The sequence below is a fragment of the Ideonella paludis genome, from assembly GCF_018069865.1.
Classification (GTDB): Bacteria; Pseudomonadota; Gammaproteobacteria; order Burkholderiales; family Burkholderiaceae_C; genus Ideonella; species Ideonella paludis.
In genome coordinates this window covers 36,972-60,313 of the sequence record NZ_JAGQDG010000008.1, presented here as the reverse complement: position 1 = coordinate 60,313, position 23,342 = coordinate 36,972, and the positions used below count along the sequence as shown (strand labels likewise).

The 23,342-nt window shown below is 66.6% G+C and carries 15 protein-coding genes; 14 read left to right on the top strand and 1 reads right to left on the bottom strand.

The window, feature by feature from the left end:
• Positions 1 to 29: 29 nt before the first annotated feature.
• Positions 30 to 242: a formate dehydrogenase gene (locus KAK11_RS18775; protein ID WP_210810913.1), complete on the bottom strand. Its 213-nt coding sequence runs from the start codon at positions 240 to 242 to the stop codon at positions 30 to 32.
• Positions 243 to 567: 325 nt separating this feature from the next.
• Here KAK11_RS18775 and KAK11_RS18770 point away from each other — a divergent pair, with 325 nt between their 5' ends.
• The 14 genes from KAK11_RS18770 (at position 568) to KAK11_RS18705 (ending at position 23,341) form a co-directional block, all read left to right on the top strand.
• On the top strand, positions 568 to 13,038 hold the full coding sequence (locus KAK11_RS18770; RefSeq protein WP_210810912.1) for an Ig-like domain-containing protein: 12,471 nt from the start codon (positions 568 to 570) through the stop codon (positions 13,036 to 13,038).
• Between the two features lie 130 nt (positions 13,039 to 13,168).
• Positions 13,169 to 13,747, top strand: coding sequence for a chalcone isomerase family protein (locus KAK11_RS18765; protein ID WP_210811154.1), 579 nt, complete (start codon positions 13,169 to 13,171; stop codon positions 13,745 to 13,747).
• A gap of 112 nt (positions 13,748 to 13,859) precedes the next feature.
• Positions 13,860 to 14,951: an iron-sulfur cluster carrier protein ApbC gene (gene apbC, locus KAK11_RS18760; RefSeq protein WP_210810910.1), complete on the top strand. Its 1,092-nt coding sequence runs from the start codon at positions 13,860 to 13,862 to the stop codon at positions 14,949 to 14,951.
• Between the two features lie 14 nt (positions 14,952 to 14,965).
• Positions 14,966 to 15,457: a DUF3305 domain-containing protein gene (locus KAK11_RS18755; protein ID WP_310737834.1), complete on the top strand. Its 492-nt coding sequence runs from the start codon at positions 14,966 to 14,968 to the stop codon at positions 15,455 to 15,457.
• Positions 15,454 to 16,107, top strand: coding sequence for a DUF3306 domain-containing protein (locus tag KAK11_RS18750; RefSeq protein WP_210810909.1), 654 nt, complete (start codon positions 15,454 to 15,456; stop codon positions 16,105 to 16,107). The genes KAK11_RS18755 and KAK11_RS18750 overlap by 4 nt, the downstream gene beginning before the upstream one ends.
• The gene (locus tag KAK11_RS18745; protein ID WP_210810908.1) at positions 16,019 to 18,205 is read left to right on the top strand and encodes a 4Fe-4S binding protein; all 2,187 of its coding nucleotides are present in this window, start codon (positions 16,019 to 16,021) and stop codon (positions 18,203 to 18,205) included. The genes KAK11_RS18750 and KAK11_RS18745 overlap by 89 nt, the downstream gene beginning before the upstream one ends.
• Before the next feature lie 10 nt (positions 18,206 to 18,215).
• Entirely contained in the window at positions 18,216 to 18,842 is a 627-nt protein-coding gene (locus tag KAK11_RS18740) for a TorD/DmsD family molecular chaperone (RefSeq protein ID WP_210810906.1), read from the top strand.
• A 215-nt stretch (positions 18,843 to 19,057) separates the two neighbouring features.
• Positions 19,058 to 19,363 (top strand): hypothetical protein, encoded by a 306-nt coding sequence (locus KAK11_RS18735; RefSeq protein WP_210810905.1) that lies wholly within the window; start codon positions 19,058 to 19,060, stop codon positions 19,361 to 19,363.
• Positions 19,364 to 19,700: 337 nt separating this feature from the next.
• Entirely contained in the window at positions 19,701 to 20,012 is a 312-nt protein-coding gene (locus KAK11_RS18730) for a type II toxin-antitoxin system RelE/ParE family toxin (protein ID WP_210810904.1), read from the top strand.
• Positions 19,996 to 20,310 (top strand): helix-turn-helix domain-containing protein, encoded by a 315-nt coding sequence (locus tag KAK11_RS18725; protein WP_210810903.1) that lies wholly within the window; start codon positions 19,996 to 19,998, stop codon positions 20,308 to 20,310. Before KAK11_RS18730 ends, KAK11_RS18725 begins: the two co-directional genes overlap by 17 nt.
• Before the next feature lie 182 nt (positions 20,311 to 20,492).
• Positions 20,493 to 20,858, top strand: a complete 366-nt coding sequence (locus tag KAK11_RS18720) for a nuclear transport factor 2 family protein (protein WP_210810902.1) — start codon at positions 20,493 to 20,495, stop codon at positions 20,856 to 20,858.
• A 21-nt stretch (positions 20,859 to 20,879) separates the two neighbouring features.
• A complete protein-coding gene (mobA, locus tag KAK11_RS18715; protein ID WP_210810901.1) occupies positions 20,880 to 21,494 on the top strand; it encodes a molybdenum cofactor guanylyltransferase MobA in 615 nt (204 codons plus the stop codon).
• 48 nt (positions 21,495 to 21,542) lie between these two features.
• The gene (locus KAK11_RS18710; RefSeq protein WP_210810900.1) at positions 21,543 to 21,938 is read left to right on the top strand and encodes a VOC family protein; all 396 of its coding nucleotides are present in this window, start codon (positions 21,543 to 21,545) and stop codon (positions 21,936 to 21,938) included.
• A gap of 2 nt (positions 21,939 to 21,940) precedes the next feature.
• A complete protein-coding gene (locus tag KAK11_RS18705; RefSeq protein WP_210810896.1) occupies positions 21,941 to 23,341 on the top strand; it encodes a serine hydrolase domain-containing protein in 1,401 nt (466 codons plus the stop codon).
• Position 23,342: the final 1 nt, after the last annotated feature.

Sequence of the window (23,342 nt, the reverse complement as noted above, 5' to 3'; positions counted from 1 at the left end):
CAAAACGGGCCATGCAGGCCCAAGCGGCCTCAGACGCGAGCGGTCTGGTAGTAGCGCTGGATGTGGGCCGTCAATCGGTAGCCTTCAGCCTCTTGGGCAGGGGCCACGGGCGCGGCGGCCACTTCAGAGGCGGGCTCTGCCTTGGGCAGCACAGCGGCCACAGCGGCCAGTGCACCGGCGGCACCCACACCGCCAAACACGGTGCGGCGGGAAATGGTCGACGTCTTCTTGGATTCGTTCATCTTGGGGTCCCTTGGTCAGTTAGGCCCTGCACAGCGTTATGCAAACGCCTGCATGTTAACTAGAGATTAGGGAAGAGCGCCAAATTTTTGGCAATCAGGCGCAACCCGATGCGCCCCTGGAGGCCGTTAGCACGGCGTCAATGCAGGCCCTCCAAAGGACTTTTTGTGTGACTTTCTTGGCCGCTCAAGGCTGATGTGGCCACTTTGGGGCACTTGCGCTTCAGTGCCCTAGCGATTGGCCGATGACGCTGAAGTCGAGACGTCGAAGGGGCCAAGCCGCCCCTTGGACGGCCTTTTTCTGCCAACCCAGCCCTGAAGTCACACCATGAGCGCCAAGAACACCCCCGCGACCACGACCGCAGCCCCAGCCACATCCGCCAGCGCCCAACGCGCGGCCCCCTCGTCCGGGTTGAGTGCAGCCGACGCCGCTGCCGCTGCAGCGGGCGGAGCCGCAGGCGACGCGCAGGCGGCGGCTGTGGCCGGCAGTGCGGGCTTGGCGGCGGCGGTGCTGCCCGGCGGTCAAGTCTTGGCCGTTGAGGGCTCGGCATGGCTGCAAGTGCCTGGCCAAGCGCCCCAGCCCTTGAGCGCTGGCGCCAACGTGCCACCGGGCGCGGTGATGCTGGCCGCCGCAGACGCCGTGGTGCGCCTGAGCCGCCCGCAAAGCGTGGGCGCCAAGATGGCGGCCAAGAGCGGGCTGGACAAACTGATTGCCGACTTTGACAAGGGCACAGGCGACACCGCCACCGCGGCGGGTGTGGCCGGTGGTGATGAGACCACCGCCGAAGGCGGCCTGCGGGTGGACCGCGTCAGCGAAGCCACCACCACCGCGGGGCTGGGCACCAATGGCAGCGGCAGCGGCAGCAACGGCGCCGAGTTCCCCACCGCAGGCACAGCGGGCGGCACACCCGACGGCACCACCCCGACCACCCCGCCCAACATCGTGCTGGATAACCCCGGCCTGACCGGCGACGCCACGCCACGCATCTCCGGCAGCACCGACCTGGCGCCGGGCTCCTTGGTCACCGTCACGGTCACCGACGCCAATGGCCAGGTGCAGGTCATCACGGCCACGGTCGGCAGCGACGGCCGCTTTGCGGTCGACACCGCCCCTCTGCCCGACGGCAACTTCTCGGTCAATGTGCAGGCCGAGAACACCACCGTCACCACGGGCGGCACCGTGGACACCACACCACCCACGCTGCGCCTGGACCCGGTCGCCATCACGGGCGACAACACCCCGGCCATCACCGGCCAGAGCAATCTGCCCCCCGGCAGCACGGTGCAGGTCACCGTGGTGGACGCGGTGGGCCGCAGCCAGGAGCTGACCGCCACCATCGGCAGCGATGGCCGCTTCTCGGTCAGCCCCCCTCAAACCTTGAGCGATGGCCGCTACACCGTGCAGGTCGTGGCCACGGACGCTGCGGGCAATGCCCAGACCAACACCACCACGGGGGTGGTGGACACCCAGGCGCCGAGCGTGAGCGTGGATGCGCCGGACCTCAGCAACAGCACCCAGCCCACGGTGTCCGGCCGCACCGACCTGCCCAGCGGCACCCCGGTGGAGGTCAAGATCACCGACGCCAACGGCCAGACCCAAACGGCTCAGGCCACCGTGCGCCCGGATGGCAGCTTCAGCCTGACACCCAGCACACCGCTGCCCGACGGCAAGTTCACGGTAGAGGTCACCGGCCGCGATGCCGCCGGCAACCCCAGCACCAGCACCAGCACCGGCACGGTGGACAGCACCGCGCCGCTGTCGCCCAGCATCGGCAGCGTGGTCGATGACCACGGCCCCATTCAAGGCCAACTCAACCCTGGCGGCGCCACCGACGACAGCCGCCCCACCTTCAGCGGCAGCGCGGAGCCCGGCAGCACCGTCACGGTCTACACCAACGGCGTGCCCATCGGCACCGCCCCGGTCGGCCCCAATGGCACCTGGACCTTCACACCCGAAGTGCCGCTGCCTGCAGGCCCCAACAGCGTCACCACCACCGCCACCGACCCGGCCGGCAACACTGGCCCGAGCAGCCAGCCCTTTGCGCTCACGGTTGATGTCGGCGCGCCCCAGGTGCCCAGCATCATCAGCGCCACCGACAACGTCACGCCCGTTGAAGGCCTGCTGACCAAGGGCAGCGGCACCAACGACAACACGCCCACCCTGAACGGCAGTGGCCGCCCCGGTGAGACCGTGACCCTGTTTGCCGATGGCCAGCCCGTCGGCAGCGCGGTGGTCAATGCCAAGGGCGAATGGAGCATCACACCCGGTGCCTTGGCCGACAAAACCTGGGCCTTCACGGCCGAGGCGGTGAACATCCACGGCGTGCACAGCCCCGTCACCGGCGCCTGGCCGCTAACCATCGACACGCAGGCGCCGCGCCAAGTGGCGGTGGACACCGTGACCGACAACGCCGGCCCCGTGCGTGGCGAGATCACCGAAGGCAGCACCACGGACGACGCGACCCCCACCTGGCAAGGCAAGAATGCCGAGCCCGGCAGCACCATCACTGTTTATGACAAGGGCGTGGCCCTGGGCAGCACCACGGTGGGCCCCGATGGCACCTGGCGCTTCACGCCGCCCGTCGCCCTGCCTGATGGCCCGCACAGCCTGACGGTGACCGCCACCGATGCCGTGGGCAATGTCAGCACGCCCACCGCGCCGCTGAACTTCAGCATCGACACCAGCGTGGTGTCCAGCCCCACCATCGACAGCGTCACCGAAGCAGGGGCCAGTGGCGAAGTGCCCATGGCTTTCAACCAGGCCAGCAAGGACACCACCCCCACCCTCAGCGGCAGCAGCAAGCCCAACCAAGTGGTGCAGGTGTTTGACGGCGAGACCCTGCTGGGGGAGACCCGCGCCGATGCGAGCGGCCAATGGCGCTTCACGCCCAGCACGCCGCTGCCCGATGGCCCGCATGACTTTGTGGCTGTGAGCCTGAACGCAGCCGGCGTGCCCAGCGAGCCTTCCAACGCCTTCCGTGTGGTGGTGGACACCCAAGCCCCCGATGCCCCGCCCAGCCTGCAAATCAGCGACGACGTGGGCCGCGTTCAAGGCAGCCTGCAGAGCGGTGACAGCACTGACGACAACACGCCCACCTTCAGCGGCAGCGGCGCCAACCCCGGCGACACCATCACGGTGCTGGACGGCGGACAGCCCGTGGGCACCGCCGTGGTCAAGCCCAACGGCACCTGGAGCCTCACGCCTCTCACACCGCTGACACCCGGCGCGCACGAGTTCACGCTGACCGCCACCGACCCGGCGGGCAACACCTCTGCGCCCAGCGCACCGTTTGCGCTGACCATCGACATTGCGCCGCCGGATGCGCCCACGATTGGCGGCATTTTTGACAACACCGGCGCCGTCGTCGGCGAGATCGCGCCTGGCGCCACCACGGACGACGCCAAGCCCACCATCTGGGGCTCGGCCGAGCCTGGCTCCACCGTTGAAGTCTTTGACGGCGATACCCTGCTGGGCCGCGTCACCACCGGACCGGATGGCTATTGGACCTTCACCCCCACGCTGCCGCTGCTGCTGGGTGAGCACGAGATCAGCGCCCGCGCCGTGGACGAAGCCGGCAACACCAGCGCCCCCAGTGCGCCGCGCGACTTCAACCTGATGGATGATGCACCGCCCTCGGCGCCGGCCATCGTCAATGTCATGGACGACCAAGGCACGGTGCAGGGCCATGTGGCCAAGAGCACCGGCATCACCGACGACACCCAGCCCAGCATTCGCGGCACGGCCGAGCCCGGCGCACTGATCACCGTGCGCGACGGCAGCAGGGTGCTGGGCACCGCCAACGCCGACAGCAGCGGCCGCTGGGCCTTCACGCCCGCCACGCCGCTGGCCGATGGCCCGCATGCCATCACCGTCACCGCCACCAATGCGGCCGGCAATGTCAGCGCGCCCACTGGCGTCTATGACTTTGTGGTGGACACCCAAAACCCCGACGCGCCCAACTCCGTCATCGCGCTGGACAACGTCGGCCCCGTGGTCGGCACCATCAGCAACGGCCAAACCACCGACGACGCCACCCCCAGCCTCAGCGGCACCGGTGAGCCCGGTGCCACGGTCACCATCTACGACCTGGGCCAGCCCATTGGCAGCACCGTGGTCAAACCCAACGGCACCTGGCAGTTCACCCCCACCACACCGCTGCAGGACGGTGAGCACAGCCTGAGCACCACCCAAACCGATGTGGCGGGCAACACCAGCCCGGCCTCGGCACCGACCACCTTCACCCTGGACACCAAGGACGTCACGGCCCCCACCATCACCGCGCTGCGCGATGACGTGGGCGCGGTGCAAGGCGCGGTGCAGCCCGACGGCGTCACGGACGACACCCTGCCCACGCTGCAAGGCACAGCCCCTGCAGGCACCACGGTCAGCGTTTATGACGGCACGACCTTGCTGGGCACCGTGCCGGCAGACAGCGCCGGGCGCTGGAGCTTCACCCCCAGCAGCCCGTTGGCCGACGGCCCGCACAGCTTCAGCGCCACCGCCACCAACGCCGCCGGTGTGGTGAGCCCCGCCACCGCCCCCTATGCAGTGACCGTGGACACCCAAGGCCCGGCTGCGCCCGCCATCACCAGCTTGGGCGACGATGTGGGCACGGTGCAAGGCGCACTGACCGAAGGCGCGCGCACCGACGACACCACCCCCACCTTGAGCGGCACGGGCGAGCCCGGTGCCACCATCAAGGTCTATGACGGCAGCGACCTGATCGGCACCGCCACCGTGGACCCAGACGGCCGCTGGACGCTGACCCCGGCCACGCCGCTGAGCGAAGGCCCGCACAGCTTCACCGCCACCGCCACCGACCCCGCCGGGAACACCGGCCCGGCCAGCCCGGTGCAGTCTTTGGTGGTGGACCTGACGGCCACAGCCGCGCCCACCCTCACCATTGCCGAGGACGCCAACGACAACGGTGTGGTCAACCTGGCGGAACTGTCCGGCAAGGTGGACATCACCATTGGCCTGCCTGCGGGCGCTCGCGTGGGCGATGTGCTCAACCTGAGCACCTCCACCGGCAACCAGACACTCACCATCACCGCCGAGCAGCTCGCCGCGGGCCGCGTGTTGACGCAGGTGGACGCCCCGGCCTCGGGCGAAGCCTTGATCGCCCGCGTCACGCTGACGGACGAGGCCGGCAACACCTCGGCTTCAGCCGGCGATGCGGCAGAGTTCGACTACACCACCCCAGACGCCAGCACCACCGCCCTGGTCATCAACTCCATCTCGGCCGACAACATCGTCAATGCGGCGGAGGCCGGCCAGACCTTGCAGGTCACCGGCCAAGCCCAAGGTGAGTTCAGCACCGGCGACACCGTCACGCTGAGCGTCAATGGCAAAAACTTCACCGGCATCGTCGCGCAAGATGGCAGCTTCAGCATTGCCGTGCCGGGTGCCGACTTGGCCGCCGACCCGGACCACAGCGTGGCCGGCTCTTTGCGTGCCACCGACCCCGCCGGCAACCAAGCCGACATCGGCGCCAGCCGCCTCTTCAGTGTGGACACCAGCGCCACCGGCGCACCCACCGTCACCTTGGTCGAGGACGCCAATAACGACGGCTTCATCAACCGTGCGGAGCTCAATGGTTTGATCATCACGCGGGTCGACCTGCCGCAAGGCGCCGCCGTGGGCGACCGCATCGATGTCTCCAATGGGGAGGTCACCAACAGCATCGTGTTGACGGCCCAAGACCTGAGCGCAGGCCATGTGCTCACCGGCTTTGTTGCCCCGCCCACCGGCGGCACCGTGACCATCACCGCCACCCTCACCGATGTGGCGGGTAACACCTCGCCGCAGGGCAGCGACAGCGCCCGCGTGGACACCAGCGGCCCCAGCAGCGCGACCACCGGCATCAGTCTCAACCCGCTGACGGCGGACAACGTGATCAACGCCGCAGAAGCTGGCGGCACGGTGCCCGTCACCGGCCAAGCCACGGGTGAGTTCACCCCCGGCGACGTGGTGACCCTCACCGCCAACGGCAAGACCTTCACCGGCACCTTGGGGGCAGACGGCAGCTTCACCGTGTCCGTCCCTGGCTCAGACCTGGCGGCCGACGGCGACAAGACGCTGGAGGTCTCGATCCGCATCACCGACCCCGCCGGCAACCAGGCAGACATCACCGCCACCCGCCCTTATGGCGTGGACACCGCAGCCACCGGCGCGCCCACCGTCACCATCGCCGAGGACGCGAACAACAACGGCTTCATCAGCCGCGCGGAGTTGAATGGTGTCATCGACGTGCGGGTCGATCTGCCCGCAGGCACCGTGGCCGGCGACAGCTTGAGCGTCTCCAATGGCAGCACCACGTCGACCTTCACCCTGACCCCCGAGCAAGTGGCGGCAGGCTTTGTCAACACCAGCTTTGCAGCCCCGGCTGAAGGGCAGACCGTCAACGTCACCGCCATCCTCACCGACATCGCCGGCAACGCCTCGGCCCAGGGCTCGGATGCCGCGCGCATCGACACCACCGGCCCCAGCGGCGGCCCTGGCGGCACCACCGGCTTGGTGCTGGACAGCCTGAGCGCGGACAATGTGATCAACGCCGCCGAGGCGGGTGACACGGTGCGCGTCACCGGCCATGCCACGGGCGAGTTCACCGCGGGCGACACCGTCACCCTGGACATCAACGGCCAAAGCTTCAGCGGCCAAGTCGCCGCCGATGGCAGCTTCAGCATCGCCGTGCCTGGCGCCGAATTGGCGGTGGATGCGGACAAGACAGTGCAGGCGTCTTTGCGTGCCACCGACCCTGCCGGCAACCAGACCGACATCAGCGCCAGCCGTGCCTATGCCGTGGACATCAGCGCCACGGGCGCACCCACGGTGGCCATTGCCGAAGACGCCAACAACAACGGCTTCATCAACCGCGCTGAGTTGAATGGCGTGATCGATGTGCGCGTGGGCCTGCCCGCAGGCACCGTGGCGGGCGACACGCTGACCGTCTCCAACGGCAGCACCACCGCCAGCTTTGTGGTGACGGCCGCTCAAGTGGCCGCAGGCCACATCGACACCAGCTTTGCCGCGCCGGCCGATGGCCAGATGGTCAACATCACCGCCATCCTCACCGACATCGCGGGCAATGCTTCGCCGCAAGGCACGGATGCCGCGCGCATCGACACGACCGGCCCGTCTTCGGCCACCACCGGCATCACCGTCAACCCGGTCTCGGCCGACAACATCGTCAATGCGGCAGAAGCGGCAGGCCCGGTCAATGTGACCGGCCAAGCCACGGGCGAGTTCACCCCCGGCGATGTGGTCACCATCACCGCCAACGGCAAGCCCTACACCGGCACGCTGGGCGCCGATGGCTCCTTCACCGTGGCCGTGCCCGGTGCCGATTTGGTGGCCGATGGCGACAAGACACTCGATGTCTCCATCCGCATCACCGACCCGGCCGGCAACCAAGCCGACATCGGCGCCACCCGCGCTTACTCGGTGGACACCACCGCCACGGGCGCGCCCACCGTGACGATTGCTGAGGACGCCAACAACAACGGCTTCATCAGCCGCGCCGAGTTGAATGGCGTGGTCGATGTGCGCGTGGGCCTGCCCGCAGGCACTGTGGCGGGGGATACCTTGACCGTCTCCAACGGCACAACGACGACCCCGATCACCGTGACTGCAGCGCATGTGGCCGCAGGCTTTGTGGACACCAGCTTTGCGGCGCCCGCCGATGGCCAGATGGTCAACATCACCGCCATCCTCACCGACATCGCGGGCAATGCCTCGCCGCAAGGCACGGATGCCGCGCGCATCGACACGACCGGCCCGTCTTCGGCCACGACCGGCATCACCGTCAACCCGGTCTCGGCCGACAACATCGTCAATGCGGCAGAAGCTGCAGGCCCGGTCAATGTGACCGGCCAAGCCACGGGCGAGTTCACCCCCGGCGATGTGGTCACCATCACCGCCAACGGCAAGCCCTACACCGGCACGCTGGGCGCCGATGGCTCCTTCACCGTGGCCGTGCCCGGTGCCGATTTGGTGGCCGATGGCGACAAGACACTCGATGTCTCCATCCGCATCACCGACCCGGCCGGCAACCAAGCCGACATCGGCGCTACCCGCGCTTACTCGGTGGACACCGCCGCCACGGGCGCGCCCACCGTCACGATTGCCGAGGACGCGAACAACAACGGCTTCATCAGCCGCGCCGAGTTGAATGGCGTGGTCGATGTGCGCGTGGGCCTGCCCGCAGGCACTGTGGCGGGGGATACCTTGACCGTCTCCAACGGCACGACGACGACCCCGATCACCGTGACCGCAGCGCATGTGGCCGCAGGCTTTGTGGACACCAGCTTTGCCGCGCCGGCCGATGGCCAAACCATCAACGTCACGGCCATCCTGACCGACATCGCGGGCAATGCTTCGCCGCAAGGTGCTGATGCCGCGCGCATCGACACCACCGGTCCGTCTTCGGCCACCACCGGCATCACCGTCAACCCGGTCTCGGCCGACAACATCGTCAATGCGGCAGAAGCGGCAGGCCCGGTCAATGTGACCGGCCAAGCCACGGGTGAGTTCACCCCCGGCGATGTGGTCACCATCACCGCCAACGGCAAGCCCTACACCGGCACGCTGGGTGCGGATGGCTCCTTCACCGTGGCCGTGCCCGGTGCCGATTTGGTGGCCGATGGCGACAAGACACTCGATGTCTCCATCCGCATCACCGACCCGGCCGGCAACCAAGCCGACATCGGCGCCACCCGCGCTTACTCGGTGGACACCGCCGCCACCGGCGCGCCCACCGTGACGATTGCTGAGGACGCCAACAACAACGGCTTCATCAGCCGCGCTGAGCTGAATGGCGTGGTCGATGTGCGCGTGGGCCTGCCCGCAGGCACTGTGGCGGGCGACACGCTGACCGTCTCCAACGGCACGACGACGACCCCGATCACCGTGACCGCAGCGCATGTGGCTGCAGGCTTTGTGGACACCAGCTTTGCGGCGCCGGCCGATGGCCAGATGGTCAACATCACCGCCATCCTCACCGACATCGCGGGCAATGCTTCGCCGCAAGGCACGGATGCCGCGCGCATCGACACGACCGGCCCGTCTTCGGCCACGACCGGCATCACCGTCAACCCGGTCTCGGCGGACAACATCGTCAATGCGGCAGAAGCGGCAGGCCCGGTCAATGTGACCGGCCAAGCCACGGGCGAGTTCACCCCCGGCGATGTGGTCACCATCACCGCCAACGGCAAGCCCTACACCGGCACGCTGGGCGCGGATGGCTCCTTCACCGTGGCCGTGCCCGGTGCCGATTTGGTGGCCGATGGCGACAAGACACTCGATGTCTCCATCCGCATCACCGACCCGGCCGGCAACCAAGCCGACATCGGCGCCACCCGCGCTTACTCGGTGGACACCACCGCCACGGGCGCGCCCACCGTGACGATTGCTGAGGACGCCAACAACAACGGCTTCATCAGCCGCGCCGAGTTGAATGGCGTGATCGATGTGCGCGTGGGCCTGCCCGCAGGCACTGTGGCGGGGGATACCTTGACCGTCTCCAACGGCACAACGACGACCCCGATCACCGTGACTGCAGCGCATGTGGCCGCAGGCTTTGTGGACACCAGCTTTGCGGCGCCCGCCGATGGCCAGATGGTCAACATCACCGCCATCCTCACCGACATCGCGGGCAATGCTTCGCCGCAAGGCCTGGATACCGCGCGTGTGGACACCAGCGGCCCGAGCGCAGCAGGCACGGGCTTGGTGCTGGACGCACTGACCGCGGACAACGTGGTCAACGCGGCGGAAGCCGGCGGCACCGTGGCCGTGACCGGCCGTGCCACCGGCGAGTTCACCCCCGGTGACACCGTGACCTTGACGGTCAATGGCAAGCCTTTCACAGGCACCGTCGCGGCCAACGGCAACTTCAGCATCAATGTGCCGGGGGCTGACCTGGCTGCCGATGGCGACCGCACGCTGGACGCCAGCCTGCGCGCCACCGACGCTGCAGGCAACCAGGCCGACATTGGCGCGAGCCGCGTCTACTCGGTGGACACCACCGCCACCGGAGCGCCCACCGTCACCATTGGTGAGGACAGCAATAACAACGGCTTCATCAACCGCGCTGAGTTGAATGGCGTGATCGATGTGCGCGTCAGCCTGCCCGCAGGCGCGGTGGTCGGCGACACCCTGACGGTGTCCAACGGCACGACCACCACACCGTTCACCTTAACGGCCGCCCAAGTGGCCGCTGGCTTCATTGACACCAGCTTTGCGGCCCCGGCCGAGGGCGCGATGATCAATGTCACGGCGGTGCTGACCGACATGGCTGGCAACAGCTCGCCGCAAGGCAGCGACAGCGCTCGCCTGGACACCACCGCCACGGCCGCCCCCACCGTCACCATTGCGGAAGACCTGAACAACAACGGCTTCATCAACGCGGCCGAGCTGGCCGGCCAGGTGGATGTGCGCATCACCCTGCCCGCCGGTGCGGCCGCGGGCGACACCCTGACCGTGACCGACGGCACCACCCAGCGCACCTTCACGCTGACGGCGGCCCAGGTCAGCGCCGGGCAGGTGCTGACCGACTTCCCGCCCCCGGCGGAAGGTGAGGTGCTGAACGTCACCGCCACCTTGCGTGACATGGCGGGCAACACCTCGGCGCCAGGCAGCGACAGCGCTCAGCTCGACACCACCGGCCCCTCGGGTGCCGGCACCGGCGTGACGCTGGACCCACTGACCGCCGACAACGTGATCAACGCCGCCGAGGCCGGTGGCACCGTCGCGGTGACCGGCCGCGCCACGGGCGAGTTTGCCGAGGGCGACCGCATCACCTTGACGGTCAACGGCAAGACCTTCACCGGCACGGTGGCGGCGAACGGCAATTTCAGCGTGAATGTGCCCGGTGCCGACTTGGCGGCCGACGGCGACAAGACCCTGGACGCGAGCCTGCGGGCGACCGACGCCGCCGGTAACCAGGCCGAGATCACCGCCTCGCGCGCCTACACGGTGGACACTACCGCCACCGGCGCCCCCACGGTGACCATCACCGAAGACGCCAACAACAATGCCTTCATCAGTGCAGCAGAGTTGAGTGGCGACATCGGCGTGCGCATCACCTTGCCTGCAGGGGCGCAGTTGGGCGACACGCTGACGGTGTCGGATGGCACCACCACCGACCGCTATGTGCTGAATGCGGCGCAACTGGCCAATGGCTTCATTGACACCAGCTTTGCCGCGCCGGCCGAAGGCGGCACCATCAGCGTCACGGCCACGCTCACCGACGTGGCCGGCAACACCTCCGCGCAGGGGCTGGATTCGGCCCGCATTGACACCACCGGCCCGAGCAACGCGACCACCTCCATCAGCTTTGGCAACGTGACGGCCGACAACGTTGTCAACGCGGCGGAGTCGGGCGGCAGTGTGAACGTCACAGGCACGGTGGCCGGCGAGTTCCGTCAGGGCGACACCATCACCCTGACCGTGAACGGCAGGACCTTCAGCGGCACCTTGGCGGCCAATGGCAGCTTCAGCGTGGCCGTGCCGGGCAGCGACCTGGCCGCCGACGGCGACCGCCGCATCGATGCCAGCCTGCGCGCCACTGATGCTGCAGGCAACCAGGCCGACATCACCGCCAACAAGGGCTACGGTGTGGACACCACCGCGGTGGCGACACCGACCGTGACCATCACCGACGACTCGGCCAACGACGGCTGGATCACACCGGGCGAGTTCGCCGGCGCCTTGGACGTGCGTGTCGGCCTGCCGGGCGGCACCGCGGTGGGCGATGTGGTCTCGGTCACCAATGGCCAATCCTGGCAGCACATCACCGTCAGCCAAGCGCATCTGAACCAAGGCTTCGTGGCCACCTCCTTCAGCATGGCCTTCTCGGGCTCGGCCACGGCACAGGCCTACATCACCGATGTGGCAGGCAATCGCTCGGGCACGGGCAGCGACAGTGTCACCTTCTATGACCCGCTGATCCTGGACCTGGACGGCGACGGGGTGGAAACCATGGCCATCAGCGAGGGGGTCAACTTTGACCTCAACGGCGATGGCGTCAAGGACCGCACCGGCTGGGTGGGCAAAGACGATGGCTTGCTGGTGGCCGACCTGGACAACAGCGGCACCATCGACAGCGGGCGCGAGCTGTTTGGCGATGCCACGATCAAGGCCGATGGCAGCCAAGCCAAGCACGGCTTTGAAGCCCTGGCCGACATGGACAGCAACCAAGACGGCAAGATCAGCGCGGCGGATACCAACTTCAATGTGCTGAAGATCTGGCAAGACGCGGACAGCGACGGCCTGACCGACACCGGCGAGCTGAAGTCCCTGACGGAGATGGGCGTGGTGGAGATCAACCTCAGCCACAGCACCGGCAATGAAAAGCAGGCCGGCAACTTCATCACCATGGAGTCGACCTACCTGAAGTCGGATGGCTCAGTGCTGGAGATCTCTGACGTCTGGCTGCGCAACAACAGCTCGGCCGGCGCGGCCCAGGGTGAAGAAGCGGGTGTGGTGCACATCAGTGACTTCAACCCGGCCACGGGCGATGCGCTGGACCTGCGCGACCTGCTCTCGCCCGAGCAAGGGATAGATCTGTCCACTTACCTGGACTTCGACACCACCAGCCAGCCGGGCAGCACCGTGGTGCATGTCTCGACCACGGGCCAATTCGCCAATGGCGAATACACCCCGGGGGCGAGCGACCAGACCATCGTGCTCGACGGCGTGGACCTGCGCAGCGCCATGGGCTTGGGCGCCAACTCCAGCGACAGCCAGTTGATCCAGACCCTGCTCAACCAAGGCAAGCTGCTGACGGACAACGGCGGTTAACCCCAATCCACCGCGCTGGGGGGCGCGGGCAGAATCTCGACTTCAAAAAAGTACGGTCGTGCTATTTTGTCGAGGTTCTGCAGTGCCCCACCCCGTTTGTCCCACGTCGTCTTTCTCCCGCCGCAAGGCCCTGGTTTATGCCGGGGCCTGCGCCGCTTGGCCCCTGGCTGCCCCCGCCGCTGAAGTCGCCGGTGTCAAGTTTGACGAGCGCATCACCGTCGCCGGGGTCAACCTGGGCCTGAACGGCGCCGGCATCCGCCACAAAGCGGTGTTCAAGGTCTATGCCGCCGGGCTCTACCTGAGCCGCAAAGCCGACACCCCCGAGGGCGTGCTCAGCGCCCCCGGCCCCAAACGCCTGAGCATCACCATGCTGCGCGACATCGACTCTGGCGAGCTGGGCAAGCTGTTTGCGCGGGGCATGGAAGACAATATGGACCGCAGCATCTTCTCGCGCCTGATCCCCGGCGTGATGCGCATGAGTGACCTGTTCTCTCGCCACAAGCAGCTGCGCACGGGCGAGACTTTCCAGGTCGATTGGGTGCCCGGCGCTGGCACCGTCATCACGGTCAAAGGCCAGGTCGAGGGCGAGCCCTTTAAAGAGCCTGAGTTCTTCAACGCGCTGATGCTGATCTGGCTGGGCCCCCGGCCGGCCGATTGGCAGCTCAAGGAAGCCCTGCTGGGCCAGGCGCCAACGTTGCGTCCTCGCTGAAGACACGCCTAGGGTTGTCCCTGGCTGAGGCGCGATATCACCCTGAGCCCGTGAAGCCTGCTCCGCAGCCGGTAGACTGCACGCGATTTCATCTCTTGTGCACACCACTCTCATGGCCCTCACCGATCAAGCCGTTCTGGCTGCGCTTCAAGCTGTTGTTGACCCGAATACGGGCAAAGACTTTGTATCCACCAAGCAGGTCAAGAACCTGCGGGTCGACGGGGGCGATGTCTCTTTTGATGTGGAGCTGGGCTATCCGGCCAAGAGCCAAGTGGCGGAGCTGCGCAAGCGCCTGATTGCGGCCGTGCGCACGCAAAGCGGCGTCGAGAACGTCAGCGTCAATCTCAGCACCAAGATCGTCGCCCACCAGGTGCAGCGCGGCGTGTCGCTGCTGCCGGGCGTGAAGAACATCATCGCCGTGGCCTCGGGCAAGGGCGGCGTGGGCAAGAGCACCACGGCCGTCAACCTGGCCCTGGCGCTGGCGGCCGAAGGCGCCACCGTCGGCATCCTGGACGCCGACATCTACGGCCCCAGCCAGCCCATGATGATGGGCATCAATGGCCGCCCTGAGAGCCTGGACGGCCAGACCATGGAGCCGCTGGAGAACTATGGCGTCAAGGTCGCTTCCATCGGCTTCTTGATCAATGTGGACGACGCGATGATCTGGCGCGGCCCCATGGCCACCCAGGCATTGGAGCAACTGCTGCGCCAAACCAACTGGGGCGAACTGGACTATCTGATCGTCGACATGCCCCCGGGCACCGGCGACATCCAGCTCACGCTCAGCCAGCGCGTGCCCATCACCGGCGCAGTCATCGTCACCACGCCGCAAGACATCGCCCTGCTCGACGCCAAGAAGGGCTTGAAGATGTTCGAGAAGGTCGGCGTGCCCATCTTGGGCGTGGTCGAGAACATGGCGGTCTACTGCTGCCCCAACTGCGGCCACACCGAGCACATCTTTGGCGCCGATGGCGGCAAAGCCATGGCCACCCAATACGGGGTGGACTACCTGGGCGCCTTGCCGCTGAACCTCAGCATCCGCGTGCAGGCCGATGCCGGCCGCCCCACGGTGGTCAGCGAGCCCGATGGCGAGATCGCCGGGATCTACAAGCAAGTGGCCCGTCAAGTGGCGGTCAAGGTGGCGCAGCGGGCCAAGGATTTTTCGTCCAAATTCCCCACCATCACCGTCTCCAAGAGCACCTGAGAGCCTTGGCCCCTGTGAGCAGTCCCCTCCCCACTTTGCGCGTGGCCGTGGTCATGGCCCGCGACACCCAGCCCAACCGCTGGGAAGACTGGCGGCACAGCCTGGTGGACGTACTTGTAGACGAGGGCCAGTGGGGCGAGCAGCCCCTGGTGCTGCGCGACGACGGCCGCCAGCGCCAAATGCTCTACCCCGGCTTCACGCTCAGCCTGCACCGCGACGAGGCCGAGGGCTACCACCTCAACCTCAGCAGCGGCTCGCCCGTCTGGTTTGTGATGTGGCGCCCGCGGGAGGAAGACCCCTCTGAAGCCCAGCCCGAGTTTGTGACCCTGTCCTACAACGAGGCCGGGCGCTTGCTGGATGCCCAAGAGCGGGTGGACAACTGCCCGCTGCCTGCCGAACTCTGCGCTTGGCTGCAAGCCTACACCGACGAGCACTACAAGCCCGAGCCCAAGAAGCGCAAACGCCCGGTGTCCTTCCAAGCGCCTGACCAGCGGCCACAGTCATGAGTGGCGAGGGTCAAGGGTTTTTCTCGCGCTGGTCGCAGCGCAAGGCCGAGGTGCGGCAGGCCCAGGCAGCACAGAAGGCAGCGCCTTTGCCGCCTGCTGCAGCCGATGCAGCCCCTGTGGCCCAGGCCGACAGCAAGCCACCGGCCACCGAGCCCGCGCCCGCCGATGCGCCCACACTGGCCGATGTGCAAAGCCTGGAGCCCGGCCAAGAGGTCAGCCGCTTCATGCAACGCGGGGTGGACCCGCAGGTCAAGAATGCGGCCATGAAAAAGCTCTTTGCCGACCCTCACTTCAATGTGATGGACGGCCTGGACACCTACATCGACGACTACAGCCAGCCCGACCCCATCCCGCAGGCCATGCTGCGCCAATTGGTGCAAGGCGAATTCCTCGGCTTGTTTGCAGAAGAAAAGGCGGCCGAAGACGCCGAGCGCCAACGCCTGGCCACCGCGCAGGCGGAGCTTCAAGCCTTGGCTACCCCCTCTGACCACCCGCCGGCCCCCGCGCCTGACGCACCCGACACCCCCGCAGCCCCTGCGCCCATCGCCCAAGAGCCCCTCCATGAAGACGCTGATCTGCGACTGCAACAAGACCCTGCCGCTCAACCCCCAAGCCCTGAGCCAAGCCCTGGCCCAGACACCCGGGGCTGACGGCGCCGGCCTGTCGGCCGTCCACACCGCCTTGTGCCGCCGCGAAGCGGCGAGCTTTCAGCAAGCCGCGAAATCGGGCGAAGACCTGCTGATCGCCTGCACCCAAGAGCAGCACCTGTTCTTGGCGCTGAACGACGCCACCGTGGGTGCGCAGCCGGTCAGCGAGCGCCCCATCCGCTTTGTGAACCTGCGCGAGACCGGCGGCTGGAGCCGTGACGGCGCCAAAGCCACGCCCAAGATGGCCGCCTTGCTGGCCGCAGCCCAAGGCCCAGCCCCCGAGCCGGTGGCCACCCACACCTATCGCAGCCAAGGCCGCGTGCTGGTGATCGGCGCGGCGGATGCCGCCCAAGCCGCCGCCAACCTGCTGGCCGACAAGCTGGAGGTCACGCTGCTGATCACCCGCGTCGGCGGCGCCTTGCCCCAGGTGCGGGCGCAGGCTGTGCACACCGGCACGCTGAAGAGTCTGACCGGTTGGCTGGGCCACTTCACCGCCGAGTGGGAAAGCAGCAACCCGATTGATGCCGAACTCTGCACGCGCTGCAATGCCTGCATTGCCGCCTGCCCCGAAGGCGCCATCGACTTCAGCTACCAAGTGGACTTGGACACCTGCCGCAGCCACCGCGCCTGCGAAGCCGCCTGCGAGGTGATCGGGGCGATTGACTTCAAACGTGCGCCTCAGCGCAGCAGCGACGAGTTCGACTTAGTGCTGGACCTGCGCGCCACGCCGGCCTTCAGCCAGCACCAGCCCCCTCAGGGCTATGCGCATGTCGGCAGTGACCCCGCCCTGCTCTTGAAAGCAACGCTCAACTTAAGGGAGTTAGTGGGCGAGTTCGACAAGCCCAAGTTCTTCCATTACAAGCAGCGCCTGTGCGCCCACAGCCGCAACGAGAAGATCGGCTGCCAGGCCTGCATCGATGTCTGCTCGGCCAGCGCCATCCGCTCCAATGCTTCGGCCAAGGGCGCCACCAAGCTGCAGGCGGCCACCGGCCATGCGCCGGGCGGCATCATCGTGGAGCCAGCGCTGTGCGTAGGCTGCGGCGCCTGCACAACCGTTTGCCCCAGCGGCGCCCTGACCTATGCCACGCCCACGGCAGGCGAGACCGGCCAGCGCCTGCGCCGCCTGCTGACCGCCTACCAAGCCGCCGGGGGCCGCGATGCGGCCGTGTTGCTGCACAGCCAAGGTACAGGTGCGCGCCTGATCGACGAGCTAGGCCGCGCGGCCGCTGTGGACAAAGCCGTGCACGGCGTGCCTGCCCGCGTGCTGCCGCAAGCCCTGTGGCACAGCGCCAGCGTGGGGGTGGAGTTGTGGCTCAGTGCCATCGCTTACGGCGCCAACCAAGTGATGGTGTTGGTCACCGACGAAGAAGCGCCGCAGTACCGCGACGCCCTGCGCGCGCAAATGGACATCGCCCAAGCCATCTTGAGCGGCCTGGGCTACAGCGGTGTGCATCTGCACCTGCTGCAGGCCCGCGACGCCCGCGACCTGGCCGATCTGGACGCCGCCCTGCGCTGCCCGCCCGCCCAAGGCGTGGCACAAGCCGCGCGCTTTGCGGTGCAAGCAGAAAAGCGCGCCACGCTGGACTTGGCGCTGGAGCATCTGCTGGCCCAGGCGCCAGCCCGCGCCGCCCTGCCCGAGGCCATCGCCCTGCCCGCCCAGGGCTCGCCCTTGGGCAGCCTGAGCGTGGACACGGATCGCTGCACGCTGTGCCTGTCTTGCGTGGGCGCTTGCCCTGAAAGCGCCCTGGCCGACAACACCGAGCGCCCGCAGTTGCGCTTCACCGAAAGCAATTGCGTGCAATGCGGCCTGTGCGCCAGCACCTGCCCTGAGCAAGCCATCACCCTGCAGCCGCGCCTGCTCTTGGCCGAAGGCGGCCAAGCCCGCAAGACCACCCGCGTGCTGCACGAGGTGCCGCCCTATGCCTGCATCCGCTGCGGCAAACCCTTTGGCACGCTCAAGGCCATTGAGAACATGCTGGGCAAGCTGGCCGGCCACAGCGCCTTCCAGGGCGCGGCTTTGGAGCGCCTCAAAATGTGCAACGACTGCCGCGTGATCGACATGTTCAACGACCAGCGTCAGACCCGCATCACCGACCTCTGAGCCCCCAGCCATGACCGCATCCCAAGCCCTCTCTTTTGCCACGGCCGACCAGGCCGAAGAAGGCGCCCGCGCCGAGCTCTATGGCGTGCTGGCCCTGCTGTGGCTGGCGCCCCCCAGCGACGAGCTGCTGGCCCAGTTCCGCGTGGCCGTGACCGAGGCCCCCGAGGCCGGCGCCTTTTTGCAAGGCCCCTGGGAAGCCTTGGTGGGCGCCCTGCGCAGCACCACGGTGGCGCAGGCGCAAGACGAGTTCGACGCACTGTTTGGCGGCGTGGGCAAGCCCGATGTGCTGGTCTATGGCTCGCACTACCTGGCCGGTTTCTTGAACGAGAAGCCGCTGGCCCTGCTGCGCCAAGACATGGCCCAACTGGGCCTGCAGGGGGATGCGCAAAGCGGCCAAACTGAAGACCACATCGCCGGGGTCTTTGAAGTGATGCGCTACCTGATTGCGGGCGACGATGTGGCCGTGTGCAACCTGGAGCAGCAGCGGCGCTTCTTCCGCACCCATGTGCAGCCCTGGGTGGAGCAGCTCTGCAACGCCGTGGATGCCCACCCCCGCGCCCAACTCTGGCGCGCCGTGGCCGACATGACCCGGGCCTTTGTACAGGTCGAAACCCAAGGCTTTGATTTGGTGGAGTGAGCGGGGGACTGCGACAAGCCCGCGGCACTAGTACTTCTCAGCCCTGCGCCAAAATGTCGGGTTGTTAATGCTGCGAAAAATCTGGCCAGCGATGCAATAGGTCAATATTGATCAGCATTTGGTGACACCGCGCTCCGCCTGTTGCAGGGAACAGGGCTTCTCGGGCGACCCGGGCGACAGGAGCATTTGCCACGCAAAAAATTGAAGGGAAGGTGATGCACGACCCAAAAATGTTGGTTTCATGGTTAACTGTTTTTGCTGCTGCAGGTCTGGCTTGTTACCTCGGCTACAGAACCAAGAGCCCAATACGACATGGTGGTGTCATTGGAACTTTAGTGGTGTATAGCTTTTATGGTTTTCTACCGGCCATAGCCATGAATGCAATCATGGCAACCCTCAATGAAATAGGTGTTTGGGAAAGTGGTGGGGACACGGATATAGGACCCGTCCTAACCCCACTTCTGATGACTCCTCTGTATTGGATTGGTGCTTTTTTTGGAATGTCACGATCCAAAAAATGACAAACATAGATTTCGTGGAATAAATTTTCATTTGCATGATCCCTGCCGATGAAGGCTAGGTAGCGCGAAGCCGCTACCTAGCCGTTTGTTAGATATTCCCGGTGAGCTTGAGATGGCGGGAGTTGCCACCGTAGATTGATCCGAGGCTCCAGACTGGCGGCGTGGGGCGCTGGGATCGGGGAGAGTGGGCCGCTGATGATCAGCGACACACAGGCTTGGACGGGGGATGCGTTGAGGCTGCTTCAGGTCTAGCTTTGAACGAGTTCCAGCCCCGACCGATCCCGCCTCGTGAACTTTGGCCCTGGGAATTTGTACGCCCAAGGCGTATAGTCCAGCAATGCTCACTGTCGTCGAAACCCTACTCTTCCAACGGCAGTGGCCGCTCTATTGGACAGAGGAAGAGCGTGGCGTGTTTGCGGCCTACATTGCTGAGCACCCTACTGCCGGAGACGTCGTGCCCGAATCCGGCGGCATTCGAAAAGTGCGCTGGGGTCGCGCAGGTTCGGGCAAGTCTGGTGGCGTGCGAGTGATCTACTTCACTCGGACGGAACATGGTGAAGTTGTCTTGCTCACGCTCTATGCGAAGTCAAAAACAGACAACCTGACCGGCCCAAAGTTAAAGGAGATTCGCCGTGCCCTCGAAGCGTAAACCCCTGACAGATGCGGAACTGACCGCTTACGAATCCAAACGAGATCTTGCTGCTGAGCTTCTGCAGTCCATCAACGAAATGAAGGCGGGGCAAGTCCGTGTTGTGTCGTCGCCTGTCATTGAGGCGCGGAAAAAAACTGGGCTTTCTCAGTCGCAGTTTGCCTCACTGATGGGCGTGTCTGTTCGTACCCTACAGGGTTGGGAGCAAGGGCGCAAACAGCCAAGCGGTGCAGCTCGCACCTTGCTGGCCATTGCGAGTTCTAACCCGAAGGCACTGCTCGCAGTGGCGCAAAGGTAGGCCTCGTGCGCAAGAGGTCGTGACCTGCCCCGCCCCCCCCCCGAGCCCTACTAACCAAAGCGAGCAAGCCGCTACGACAAGGCCAAAGCTAACGGCATCCCTAAGTGGCAGACCTGCCTCACCTGAGACGTCGGCTAGAAGCATGTCACACTGTCTGACCTGACTCGAGTTTTGGAGTGCCCATGTCAGCAGACACCAGCCCAGCAGCCGTCGTCCAGCGCCAGTTGGATGCCTACAACGCCAAGGACCTGGACGCGTGGCTGGCCACCTATGCGCCAGAAGCCCGCCAGTACGAGCACCCGGCCACCTTGCTGGCCATGGGCCGCGACGAGATCCGCGCCCGCACCGAGCCCCGCTTTGCTGAGCCCAATCTGCATGCCAAGCTGCTGCAGCGCTCGGTGGCTGCGAATGTGGTGATCGACCATGAGGTCGTGACCCGCACCTTTCCGGAAGGCCCTGGCAGCATCGAGCTGGTCTGCATCTACGTGGTGGAGGATGGGCTCATCCAGACCGCGTCTTTTGTGTTTGGCGAGACGCAGCTGGACTGAAAACGCGGCATCATGCCGCCCATGAGTACCGCACTTTCTCCCTCTGACATCACCGGCTTGGTCTTGGCCGGTGGCCGTGGCAGCCGCATGGGCGGCGTCGACAAAGGCCTGCAAAAACACCGCGGCCAAGCCCTGGCCCTGCATGCCTTGATGCGCCTGGGCCTGCAGGTGGGCGAAGTGATGATCAATGCCAACCGAAACCTCGGGGCCTATGAGTCCTTTGGGGTGCCCGTTTGGCCCGACGCGCTGGCTGACTACCCCGGCCCCTTGGCCGGCTTCCTGGCCGGCTTGGAGCACTGCGAAACCCCCTATCTGGTGACGGTGCCCTGCGACACGCCGCACTTCCCGCTCGACCTGGTGGAACGCCTGGGCCAAGCCCTGTTGGCCGAAGACGCTGACGTGGCGATGGCCGCCACCCGCGAGCCAGGGCCGGACGGCGCGCTGCGCCTGCAGGTGCAGCCGGTGTTCTGTTTGATGAAGGCCAGCTTGATGGAAAGCTTGGTCAAAGCCACGGCCGCTGGAGAGCGCAAAATCGACCGCTGGACCGCCCAGCATCGCTGTGCCACGGTGGTGTTTGAGGATGCCGACGCATTCTTCAACGCCAACACCTTGGACGAGTTGCAGCGCCTGGCCTGAGACCGTCCCGTCCCCGTCGCTGCTATCCCTTGCCTGATAAGGATGCCCATGAAGCTTGGCTACACCATCCTCTATGTGCCCGATGTCGCAGCCTCGCTCGACTTTTTTGAGCGCGCCTTTGGCCTGCACCGCCGCTTTTTGCATGAGAGCGGTACCTACGGCGAGTTGGAGACCGGGGCCACCACCTTGGCCTTTGCCGATCATGCTTTGGGCGAACACAACTTCCCCGGCGGCCATGTGGAGGCCCACCGTTCGCCCCAACCCTTGGGCATGGAGATTGGCTTGGTGACCACCGCCGTGGTGGCGGCCCATGCCCGAGCGCTGGCCGCTGGCGCACAGGAGTTGTGCCCGCCCACCGAGCGGCCGTGGGGCCAGACGGTGTCCTACCTGCGCTGCCCCGACGGCTGCTTGGTGGAGCTATGCAGCCCGATGGGAGGCGCTTAAACATGGCACGCCTGTGGATCAAGCGCGTGGCGCTGGGCCTCTTGGGCCTGCTCATCTTGGCGCTGCTGTGGCTCTGGCTGAACCCGCCCGCGATCTTGCGCGTGGGCGCCAGCTATGCCGCCAAGATCGTCTGCTCCAACGTCTTCTTGGCCCAGCGCGACGCGCAGGCCGTGCTGCGTGATGACGTTCAAAACCACGGACACCCGCTGTTGAAATACATGCGCGTCACCGTCGACCGCGAACGCGGCGAAGTCCACGCCGCCTTGTTGGGCGTGGTGGGCAAAGGCTTGGCGCTGCACCGGCCAGGACATGGCTGTGCCGTGGTGCCCGACGGTGACTTGGCAGCGGCGCGGGCGGCAGCCCCAGCCATTGAGCAAACCGCGTCCGCCCCTCCACCCATGCCCCCCGCACCGGCGCCCCATGCGCCACCACCGAATTGGCCGCAGGTCGACGCGGCGCCGACGGGCGGCCAATTGGCTGCACTCGTCAACCAATCCGCCCTACAAGGGCCGGGCATGCGGGCGGTGGTGGTGGTGCATAAAGGCCAGATCGTGGGCGAGACCTATGGCCCAGGCTTTGGCCCAGACACCCCACTGCTAGGCTGGTCCATGACCAAAACCGCTACGGCCACACTGATCGGCCGCCGCTTGCACGAGGGCGGCTTGACGCTAGAGCGCCCGCTGGCCCCCGCCCTCGGGTGGGAGAGCAGCGACCCACGTGCCGCCATCACCGCCTCGCAACTGCTGGCCATGTCCAGCGGCCTGAAGTTCGACGAGAGCTATGGCAGCGTCTCCGATGTCACGCGCATGCTCTATCTGGAGCCTGATATGGCGGCCTTTGCGGCGCAGCAGCCCCTGCTGCATCCACCGGGCACGCAGTTCAACTATGCCAGTGGCAGTTCGCTGCTGCTGTCGCGTTGGTGGACCCAAGGCGCCAACACCGACGCCCGGCGCCTGCTCTTTGCGCCTTTGGGCATGCGCAGTGCCACGCTGGAGAGCGACGCACGCGGCACCCCTGTCGGCTCATCCTATCTGTATGCCACGGCCAAAGACTGGGCTCGGCTCGCCCTGTTCCTGCTGAACGATGGCGTGTGGATGGGCCAACGCCTCTTGCCGGAGGGCTTTGTGGCGCGGATGACCGCAGCCTCTGCCGCCAAGCCCGGCAGCTACGGCCAAGGGCATCTGTGGCTGCATGGCCCGCAAGGCGCCACCCCCGAAGGCCAAGACCCCGACGTCGCCGCAGGCCTGCCCGCGGACACCTGGTGGATGCGCGGCCATGACGGCCAGTACATCGCCGTCATCCCCTCCAAGCAACTCATCGTGGTGCGCTTGGGGCTCACGCCTTCCAAGCTGGGGTATCAGCCGCAGGCGCTGGTCAAGCAGGTGATGGATGCGGTGAAGTGAT